Source organism: Shewanella vaxholmensis (assembly GCF_031932135.1).
Lineage (GTDB): Bacteria > Pseudomonadota > Gammaproteobacteria > Enterobacterales > Shewanellaceae > Shewanella > Shewanella hafniensis.
Window position 1 is genome coordinate 250782 of the sequence record NZ_JAUOEV010000001.1, and the last position, 11250, is coordinate 262031.

The following is an 11250-nucleotide window of genomic DNA, read 5'->3' on the forward strand; positions in this document are numbered from 1 at the left end:
GGGCCGCGGAGTCTAGCAAAATCCGCGGCGTTTTTATAGGCAATTATCATGTCTCAGTGAATATCCCCTCAGACACGGGAGACTAACGGCGGATCCTGCAGGTATTTTTGGGTAAATTCAGCGGCAGGCACAGGTCTTGAGAACAAGTAACCTTGGCCATAGTCACAACCAGCCGCCAACAACACTTGGCGCTGCGCCTCGGTTTCGACACCTTCGGCAATCACCTTCATCCCCAACTTGTGGGCCATCACGATTATCGCCTCACAGAGAATTTGATCGTTTGAATCGGTATCAATATGGCGGGTAAAAGATTGATCAATTTTAAGATAATCGATATCAAACTTTTTCAGATAGGCGAGTGACGAGTAGCCAGTACCAAAATCGTCCAGCGACACTTGCACGCCCGCATCACGGTAGGCCAGTAGTTTTTCGGTCACGCCCATACTGGCGTCCAATAGCAAGCCCTCGGTAATTTCAACGCACACGCCCGCGCCCGTGATATTGAGATCTTGCAACAACTTCAACCAATCATTGAGCAGTGTGCCTTCATCGCGAAATTGGATTGGGGATTTGTTAACGCTGATTTGGATTTCAACCCCTAACTCATGGCGCCATGCCGCACTTTGACGCGCGGCTTGCTCAAACACCCAATTACCAATTTCAACAATCAGCCCAGTGTCTTCCGCCACCGGAATAAACTCGGCGGGTGACACAGCGCCACGCTCAGCATGGTGCCAGCGGATCAAGGCCTCGGCCTTAGTCACTTCCCCCGTCGCTAAGGCAACAATTGGCTGATAATGCAGTTCAAATTCTTTATTGGCGACCGCTTGACGCAAATCTTGGATCAAGCGCATGCGGTATTTGGCGTATTCCTGCATCGACGGGGTGAAATAGTTGAAACGATTGCGCCCTTGATCTTTCGCCGCATACATCGCCTGATCCGCATGCTTAAGCAGTCCTTCAATACTGGTCGAATCATCAGGATACAAAGTTATTCCAATACTGGCGCTGATATAAGCCGTTTCTTCCCCCAGCACATAGGGCTCAGCAATTCGCCGCAGAATATTCTCGGCAACGCGCTCAATGCCCTTATGATCGTCCATCGAACTTAACACTACAGTAAATTCATCACCGCCAAGGCGCGCTACGACGTCGGCATCACGCACGCAGGATTTTAAGCGGCTGGCAGTTTCTATCAATAGTAAATCGCCCATGGCATGGCCTAAGGTGTCATTCACTTCTTTAAAGAAATCTAAGTCTAAGAACAATAAGGCAAAGTGATTACGATTGCGGTCGGCGTTCTTCACTTCGCTGCTTAAATACTCCAACAACATGCGCCTATTGGGCAAGCCCGTCAGCGTATCGTAGTTAGCTTGCTTCCAGATCAGATGCTCATTTTGCTTCTTGTCGGTAATGTCAGAAAACAGCGCGACCCGTCGATAGGGATGGCCTTCTTTGTCATTGATGGTATTGATGGTTAACCAGATGACATATTCCTCGCCGTTTTTACGCCGCTGCCACATCTCCCCTTGCCATTGGCCCTTTTCACGGATCTCATTGTTCATTTTGGTGTAAAAATCACGGCCATTGAGGTCGCAATAAAGCAGCCGAATATGTTGATCCCGTACTTCAAATTCACGATAGCCGGTCATCACGCTAAAGGCGGCGTTGACGGTAATGATCACGCCCTTTTCATCGAGCACACTCATAGCTTCAGAGCTGTTATCGTAAACCAGCGCCGACAATTTCAACGACTCTTCGATAAGTTTTGCGTCGGTAATATCGGTATAGGTTCCGCACATCCGTAGGGCATTATCGTTGGCGTCGCGGCTCACCACTTTACCTGTGTCTAAAATCCAGCGCACTTTGCGATTGAGTGTATTTAGGCGATATTCCATCTTATGTTGCGCCGTTTCGCCGCGAATATGGGCCTCAATCGAGTGCAACACTTTAGGCCTATCTTCGGCGACAATCGCGTCCATCCATTGGCGACTGTTGGCGTTGAGCATATCCACATCGCAGCCGAGAATATCGGCGCTGCGGGCGTTACGTTCGATACGATCATTACGAATATCCCAATCCCATACCCCAAGATCGCTACTGCTCAGCACCAGTTCGAGTTGCTCACGACTAGCAAGTACCTCTTGGTCGGCAAAGGCTTGGGCAGTAATATCTAAATATCCAGCAATAACAAGCAACACGGCGTTATTGCCACCCCGTTTGCAGGCGACTGTCATATGGGTGTAAACCACGCTGCCGTCTTTAACGATAAAACGCTTATCCATCTCGTAATTATCGATATCGCCTTGTAACATAAGCTCAAACTGCTGCGCATCGCTTTCTAAATCATCGGGATGGGTGATTTGCGCCCACGTCATCCGCAGCAATTCAGCCTCTGAATATTTGAGCATTTGGCATAAACGTGGATTCACCTTTATCCACTTTTGGTCAATCCCCGTTATCGCAATACCAATGTTGCCCGCGTTGAATTGGCTGCGAAATAGAAAATCGTCCTGTAGACGAATTTGTTCATCACGTTCTAACTCAAAACGCCGTGACAACAGGCGGCTCAGTAGCCAAGTCGCAATGGGGAAAATGGTGAGCACAGGTAGGGTGACTTGTTCGAGTAAGGGCATTCCTATGCCATTAGGTAAAAATACGAACCACAACAACATCACGATATGGACTGCATAGGCGAAGAGAAAGATTTCTCCACCTGAAATGTTCGCTAAATAGGATTTACGATATTGACGCCAAATCACCCCGATTAACCCGGAAGACACTATCACGCCGACACCAATCCACATTCCCGCGCCACCAATACTGATGCGATATAGCGCCGTCATCACGACAGCAATAAAGGTCGGCAAACCACCGAAAAAGAGGCCTGAAATACAGAGGATAACCGAGCGAGTATCGAAGAAAACGCCCGGTTGGTATATCCAAGGCGTGCTCATGATTGTGATACCAATACCACCGATGAGCATCCCAATAATGATACGCCACAGCAAGAAATACTGCCGCTGATGCTTTTTAGGGATCACGTCGTACAAAAATACCAACGCCAGCAGCAAAGCCGCATTTTGCACTAACGGAAAGAGAATACCTTTATCCATGACTCAGAGAGCGACTCCAATAAATGAGGGGGCTTGATACAATTTTAACATTCCCCTCACTAGTGTAGCAGAATCACTTAGAAATCATGCGCTAATTCCTTTTACCACATCACACTTTGTATATGCTGCATCACACTTTGCAATAGAGTTGTTGACGATATTGTTCAGCAATGGAATGCCAGTCAAAACGCTGTGCCATGGCCGCCGCACGCACCTTTGGCCATGTTTCCCCCTCGAAACAAGCAATGGCTTGCATCAACCTTTGCAAAAACGCTTCGGCTTGCTCGTCTAAGCTATTGCCGTTAAAAGCAAAACCAGTCACGCCATCCTCAACGGTATCCTTCAATCCGCCCACACCATGCACTAAGCAAGGCTGTCCGGCGCGCATCGCGAGCATTTGGCTGATGCCACAGGGCTCAAAGGAGCTTGGCATCAAGAAGAGATCGCCATGCTGATACAGCGCCTCGGATAAGGCCTCGTTGTATCCTTGCAAAAATAATAGGTTATCGTATTTAGCCCCTAACACTTGGAAGGATTTAGCAATCGATGCGTCGCCACTGCCGAGTAAAATCAGTAGCGCCGTCGGTTTTATCTGCTTCAACGCTTTAAGTAAGGTCTCAAGCACAGATAAGCCCGTGGATAATTGATGGCGCAGCAGTAAGACTTTTTGGTCGGTCAAACGGCCCACCGAAGTGAGTAACAGACTCGGTACTTGCTCCGCCATAGCTTGACGCCAATGGGCTTGCGTGCGCGCAAAGGCAATCATGTCCACGCCGCTCACTTGCGCTTGATGTCCCTGCCATTGCACTAACGCAGTTTCAACCGCACTCAGCAATTGCTTGAACTCGGGTACTTGAATACGCGCAGGTGGCTTAGCGGGTAAATCCGATACTGACGAATAGACACAGCCATTTAAAATCCCCACCACTTTGCCGTCATTAGCCTTGAGCTGTAAGTCATGTTCTAGCCCTTCGCCCCCAAAGAATCCCGCCTCAGGTTTGGAGGGCTGTAACACTTCTTTGGCGTAACTGGGTGAGACTAAATGCACTTTATCGCTCAGCACTATCCCCATGCGCATTGGGTTAACGCAGTGGGGATAACGCGGATCGGTGATCAGCTGTTTTTGCCCCTGCGTTAAAAACGCAAATAACTCGGGAAACCAAGCCGCAAACGAGGACGAGTCTTGGCTTAACGGACGTATCCCCTGCAGCGCAAGATTGTGGATGGAGAACACACACTCAATTTCTTTGAGGACACTGAACTCAGGCACAAACGCCCTTAGCATGGCTAAGCAGCCCGCATGCCAGTCATGTAAATGCAGCACAGCGGGCATAGGCACTCGGCCTGTAACTAATGCCGTGGCGACGCTCGCGCAAAGGAAAGCAAACTTAGTTGCATCGTCAGCAAAAGGACGCTCGGCGCTGCCTTGGCTGTAAATTTGCCCAGGAACGGATTGCCATAATGCATGTTCGAGCAGATAAATCATCGCCTCTGGCACTTGAGGATGGGGCATGGAAAACACGTGCACCCGCTCTAATCGACCGCCAAAGGCCACAGTTAACTCACCCAGATCTTGGGGTTGATTCGCGACCGCAGTCAAAAAGCCATAGCTTGGCATAATCACATCGACGCACAAATCCACACCCGCCAAAGCGTCGGGTAAATCACGGATCACATCCGCCATACCGCCAACCTTGGCGCCCGCAAGGGCACCGTTTTCAGCCGCGACCATTAAAATGCGTTGTTTCAATTAATTGGATACTCCCGCTACTTCATTTCAGCGGCTTATTAATAAGCTGACTGTACCTAAGCGCTTAATCTAAGGGCTTAATCTAAACACTTAACTTAATGCCCGTACTTAAAGCTTGTGCTTAAGCCCGTTCCTAAGCCGTTTGTGCTCATTATGCTTGGCGACTAAAAAGATGAATTGCAACCGCTATTCATAACCCACTGGTAAACCTAGCATGTCACGGGTCACTAAAGTGACGCCTTTTTCCGACACCCTAAAGCCTTTAGCTCTGTCGTGATCATGGTTATAGCCTATTACCATGCCTTCGGGAATAATGCAGCCACGGTCGAGTATCGCATTCTTGATTTTGCAATGGCGCAGCACGACCACATCGGGTAGCACGACTGAATCTTCAACCAACGAATAAGAACACACGCGCACTTCGTTAAACAATACGCTACGGCGCACAGTCGCACCCGAAATAATACAACCGCCTGAGACAATCGAGTCCAGCGCCATACCGCGTCTGTCATCGTCATCAAACACAAATTTAGCCGGTGGCAATTGTTCTTGGAAAGTCCAAATTGGCCATTTGGCATCGTACAAATTCAGTGCTGGCGTGGGCGATAACAGCTCCATATTCGCTTGCCAGAAAGAGTCTAGTGTCCCCACGTCTCGCCAATAGGCTTGCTCGTTCGGGAAAGCGCTCTTAAAGGGATAGGCGAACACATTATGTTTTTCGATGATCGCAGGAATAATATCCTTACCAAAATCGCGATCTGAGCTTTCGTTTAGGGCATCTTTCTTGAGTTGGTCAAACAAAAACTCTGTGTTAAACACATAGTTTCCCATAGATGCTAAACACATTTCAGGATTACCCGGAGAATGCTTAGGCTGCAGCGGCTTTTCTTCAAAGCCTAAAATGCGCATCTCTTCGTCGACTTCCATCACCCCAAACGAACCCGCCGCTTCGGCAATCGGCACTTCAAGGCATGAGACTGTCATGTCTGCACCCGACTCCGCATGTGCGGCTAATAACCCCGCATAATCCATGCGATACACGTGATCGCCCGACAGCACCATCACATACTTAGGTAACTCATGGCGAATGATGTCGATGTTTTGGAATACCGCATCGGCCGTGCCTTGATACCAGTTTTCCGAATAGCGTTGTGAGGCGGGTAAAATCTCCACCGACTCGCCTAACTCTTTCTTAAAATGGCCCCAACCGCGCATTACATGGCGGATCAAGGAATGCGACTTGTACTGAGTGACCACACCCACGCGGCGAATACCTGAGTTGATGCAGTTAGACAGCGGAAAATCGATAATACGAAACTTACCACCGAAATACAGCGCCGGTTTAGCACGCCAATCCGTGAGTTCATGCAAGCGAGACCCGCGCCCACCAGCTAAAATCAACGCATAGGTTTCACGAGTTAAATTACTGATATAACGAACATTAGACATAGGCTCTTACTCCGAAATCGGCAAACTGATTGCCCATAAATGGCTTCTCGATACGGCAGAAACGGCCGTATTCCCCTGAGTATTTCTCACTTGCATTCCCCATTCCTTCCATTGATTGCTGCATTCCTTTCAAACACTTAACGCTTATACTCAACCGCTATAACAAGGCTTATTACCCAGAGCCCAGCCCTTACAGTTTCCAAATTTCATCGCGATAACCCGCGATCGTCACATCACTCGAAAAACGCCCGCTGGCGGCGGTATTGCGAATACTCATTTGCGTCCACACCTGCGGATCTTTATAGGCCCGCGCCACGGCTTCTTGCACGACTCGGTAACTGTCAAAGTCGGCGGCCGTCATCCATTGATCGTCGCTGCTTTCGATGGCGGCAATAATCGGATCGAAAATCCCCGGTTCTAGCAGATTGAAATGACCACTTTTGAGTAACTTCATCACCTCAGATAACGCCGGTGAATCGTCAATAATGCTGCGTGGATGATAGTGGTTACGTACCTCAGCGACCTGCTCCGCATTGAGTCCAAACAGGAAGAAGTTCTCTGAACCCACTTCCTCTAACATCTCGATATTGGCGCCATCCATAGTGCCAATCGTCAGTGCACCGTTCATCATGAACTTCATATTGCCCGTGCCCGATGCTTCTTTACCCGCGGTCGAAATTTGCTCGGACAAATCCGTTCCCGGGCAGATTTTTTCCATGGCGCTGACGTTGTAATTGGGTAAGAAAGCAAAACGTAGGTAAGGCGTGACTAAAGGATCGGAATTGACCATATGGGCGACATTGCTGGCGAGCTTGATGATCAACTTAGCCATAAAGTAACCGGGCGCCGCTTTACCGCCGATCAACACGCAACGTGGCACCATGTTTTCGGTGTGGCCTTGTTGGATCTGATGATAGAGATGAACCACATGTAAGATATTGAGCAGCTGACGTTTATATTCGTGAATACGCTTCACTTGCACATCAAACAACATAGATGGATCGAACTCGACGCCACATTCTTTAGCAATCATCTTCGCCAGCAAAGCCTTGTTGGCTTGCTTCACATCACGCCATTTTTGGATAAATGCCGTGTCTTGTGTGAGGGCATTGAGCGCCGTTAACTGGCTTAAATCTGTCACCCATTCTTTACCTAAATGAGCCGTCAATAACTTAGCTAAAGCAGGGTTACAATGTGCAAGCCAACGCCTTGGCGTCACGCCATTGGTGCGATTATTAAACTTGTGCGGCCACAACTCATAGAAATCCTTAAACAACCCAGATTTAAGCAGTTGCGTGTGTAAACCCGCGACGCCGTTGACCGAAAAACTCGCCACAATCGCCAGATAGGCCATGCGCACGTGGGGATGGGGGCCATCTTGAATAATCGACATACTCGCCAGTTTGCTAGCATCCCCCGGCCAATGGTGGGCGACTAAATCTAAGTAGCGGGCATTGATTTCATAAATGATTTCTAAAATACGCGGCAGCATCTGCGCCATCATGCGCACGGGCCAACGCTCTAGTGCTTCTGGCAATAGGGTATGGTTAGTGTACGCCATGGTCTGGCTGGTAATCGCCCACGCACTATCCCATTCTAAACCGTATTCGTCGATCAATAACCGCATCAACTCAGGTACGGCAATGCTGGGGTGAGTGTCGTTCAGCTGCATCACATTTTTAGCGGCAAACTGGGTGAAATCATGGCCATGGCGACTCACCCAACGTTTGAGTAAATCCTGCAAACTGGCGGAAGATAAAAAGTATTGCTGACGTAATCGCAGCTCTTTGCCGTTCTCGCTGGCATCATTGGGATAGAGCACCATAGTGATCTGCTCGGCCAAGTTTTTACGGGCCACGGCTTCTGTGTAGTCGCCTTGATTAAACTCAGCTAAATCAAAGTCATCGGTCGCTTCGGCCTTCCACAATCTCAGGGTATTGACTCGCCCATTGCGATAACCAGGAACTGGCATGTCATAGGCGACGGCGAGCACATCTTGGGTTTCTACCCAAATAATGTGCCTGCGGCCCTGTTTATCAACATAGGATTCAGTGTGACCAAAAAATGGCACTATTACGTTGTGGGTGGGCACACGAACTTCCCACGGATTGCCTTCGCGCAGCCAACGGTCAGGGCGTTCAACCTGATAACCGTCGACTATCTTCTGGGCGAACATGCCATATTCGTAACGTATGCCATAGCCTGTCACTGATAAGTCCATGCTGGCGCAGCTATCGAGAAAACACGCCGCCAATCGGCCTAAGCCGCCGTTACCTAAACCTGCATCATGTTCAGCTTCTTCTAACTCTTCTAGCGATACCGCATAGTTGCTCAAGGCATCACGGCTATCTTGTTGTAAATCTAAACTCAGCAGGGCGTTGCCCAGCGCCCTGCCCATCAAGAACTCAAGGGATAAATACGCCACTTGCTTGTGCTTAAAATGGCTGTCATCCATGCGGGTTTGACGCCAATTGTCTAGCATCTGCTCTTTCACGCTGTAAGCCAGCGCTTGAAATAATTCGCAGCTCACACCTTCGCCACGGCTGAGTCCATAACGTAAATGGCGCTCAAAGGAAGCGGGCAAGGAATCGCAGGGCTCACAGGGTTCAGCGGCTTTAGGCTTGGCCTGACGCTTAGCTGGCGCCTTCTTACTTGCCGCTTTTGGCGCGGATGGTACGGTTTTTTCGCTGGTATTTGGGCTCAGTTCGCTTTCGTCACTCATAGTTAATTCCTTCATTTCTTGAAAATCAAATCAGCATGAAAAAGCATGAGACTGCGATCTTGCAGCAAGTATCGCGTCGTAGAGATCTGAGCATCCAGCGGCTCAGTTTGGGTATGGATCAGGCATTGCCACGGACTCAAGTGCTCAAAGGTCGGCGGCGTAAATGCCAAAGGGTTATCGTCGGCATTGACCATCAGCAGTAGAGCTTGCTGCTTACCTTGGCCTTCTAAGTCACCAGAAAGCACTACAGATAAACTGCGGCACATAGATTCAGTCCACAGGCTCTTGGTCATTTGCTCACCTTGACGACTAAACCAATCTAAGCGAGCACCGGTATCGGCTAAGGATTCGGCCAATAACTGTTCATGAATGAAGCGTTTAGCGCATAACAACGGGAAACGTTTCCGCAGGGCAATAAGCTGCTGAGTAAAGGCTAACAGCTCAGTGTCCATGCCCTTTGCCGACCAATCGAACCAGTTCAGTTCATTGTCTTGGCAATAGGCATTATTGTTGCCTTGCTGGGTGCGGCCCGTTTCATCGCCGCTCAACAACATAGGCACACCTTGGGATAAAAATAGTGTCGTCAATAAGTTACGCTGTTGACGACTGCGAAGTGCCAGAATTGCGCTATCTTCGGTTTCCCCTTCAATCCCATAATGATGGCTGAAGTTCTCTTGGTGACCGTCGCGATTATCTTCCCCATTCGCCAAATTGTGGCGCTGGGTATAACTCACTAGATCTTTGAGGGTAAAACCGTCGTGGCTGGTTAAAAAATTAAGACTGGTCGCAGGTGGACGGCCACTGTGCTCAAAAAAATCCCCCGAGCCGTGAAAACGCCGAGCAAATTCGGGCAACATGCTGTGATCGCCGCGCCAAAAGCGGCGCATAGTGTCTCTATATCTGTCGTTCCACTCGCTAAAGGCCACGGGGAAATTGCCCAATTGATAACCACCGGGGCCGATATCCCAAGGCTCAGCAATTAATTTCACTCGGCATAAAACAGGGTCTTGCAACAGCGCATCGAAGAAACCTGAGCCGGGATCAAAACCATAGGCCTCGCGACCTAAGCAAGCCGCCAAGTCGAAGCGAAACCCATCGACGCCCATGATTTCTACCCAATAACGCAGCGAATCTAGTACGAGCTGTAACATGCGTGGATGATTGATATTTAAGGTGTTTCCGCAACCCGTATCATTAATATAAAAACGCTTATCATTCGGATGCAGACGGTAATAACTGAGATTATCTATGCCACGAAAACTAAAGGTTGGCCCAAGTCGACTGCCCTCGGCGCTGTGGTTATAGACCACATCGAGGATCACTTCGATACCCGCACCGTGGAGTGCATCCACCATAGCCCGAAACTCACCAATATCGTCGGACGACAGATAACTCGGCTCAGGGGCAAAAAAACCGATACTGTTGTAGCCCCAATAATTGGTAAGCTTTTTCTCGAGCAAAAACGGCTCAGTGAAAAAGGCCTGTACAGGGAGTAACTCGACGCACGTCACCCCAAGTTCAGCCAAATAATCGATAGCAGGCTGAGTCGCTAAACCCGCAAAGGTGGCGCGTTTATTAGGTTCAATCTCAGGATGCGCCGCCGTAAAGCCTTTAACGTGCATCTCATAAATAATGCTGCGCTCTAGGGGTTTGGGCTGAAACCTCGTCGCTACGGGCTGAATCGACTGCTTAGCGGCGATGTCGATTAATGGACGAATGTCCACGACCTTACATTTGGGTACATGGGAAGCGTTATCTAACTTACTGAAAGATAAGTCTTCATCCTTGTGATTCAGCTCGTAACCATAGTTAGACTCATGGTCGCTATATTCACCGACCAGCTGGCGCGCATAGGGGTCGAGCAATAACTTATTGGGGTTAAATCTGTGGCCAAGCTGAGGCTCATAGGAGCCATAAACGCGATAGCCGTAGAGTTGCCCCGCCTTGAGCCCATGCACAAACACATGCCAGATTTGCTGGGTTTGCTCAGTTAACGCAATCCGCGCGATTTCTCGCTCGCCATTGTCGTCAAATAGGCATAACTCGACCGCTGTCGCGTTAGCTGAAAATAACGCAAAGTTGACGCCATCACCCTCGACACTCGCACCGAGCGGAAAAGGCTCACCTGCGCCCAAGGCCCATTTCTCATTTTGAGAGGGGTTATGTTTAGCGTCAGGGTTGAGCTTGATATCATCAGCCGTGGGCTTTTGCAT

General features: G+C 49.3%; 5 protein-coding genes. All 5 read right to left on the minus strand.

All coding sequences use genetic code 11. The features are described from left to right. Positions 1–68: 68 nt before the first annotated feature. Positions 69–3116 carry an EAL domain-containing protein gene (locus Q4Q46_RS00990; protein WP_311905004.1) on the minus strand — a complete coding sequence of 1016 codons (3048 nt, stop codon included), beginning with the start codon at positions 3114–3116 and terminating at the stop codon, positions 69–71. A 130-nt stretch (positions 3117–3246) separates the two neighbouring features. Next, positions 3247–4866, minus strand: a complete 1620-nt coding sequence (locus Q4Q46_RS00995; RefSeq protein WP_311905005.1) for a glycogen synthase — start codon at positions 4864–4866, stop codon at positions 3247–3249. A 186-nt stretch (positions 4867–5052) separates the two neighbouring features. Then, complete coding sequence (gene glgC, locus Q4Q46_RS01000) at positions 5053–6315, minus strand: glucose-1-phosphate adenylyltransferase (protein ID WP_006085131.1); 1263 nt, start codon at positions 6313–6315, stop codon at positions 5053–5055. A gap of 190 nt (positions 6316–6505) precedes the next feature. Next, complete coding sequence (locus tag Q4Q46_RS01005; protein WP_311905006.1) at positions 6506–9037, minus strand: glycogen/starch/alpha-glucan phosphorylase; 2532 nt, start codon at positions 9035–9037, stop codon at positions 6506–6508. 11 nt (positions 9038–9048) lie between these two features. After that, positions 9049–11250: a glycogen debranching protein GlgX gene (gene glgX / locus Q4Q46_RS01010; RefSeq protein WP_311905007.1), complete on the minus strand. Its 2202-nt coding sequence runs from the start codon at positions 11248–11250 to the stop codon at positions 9049–9051.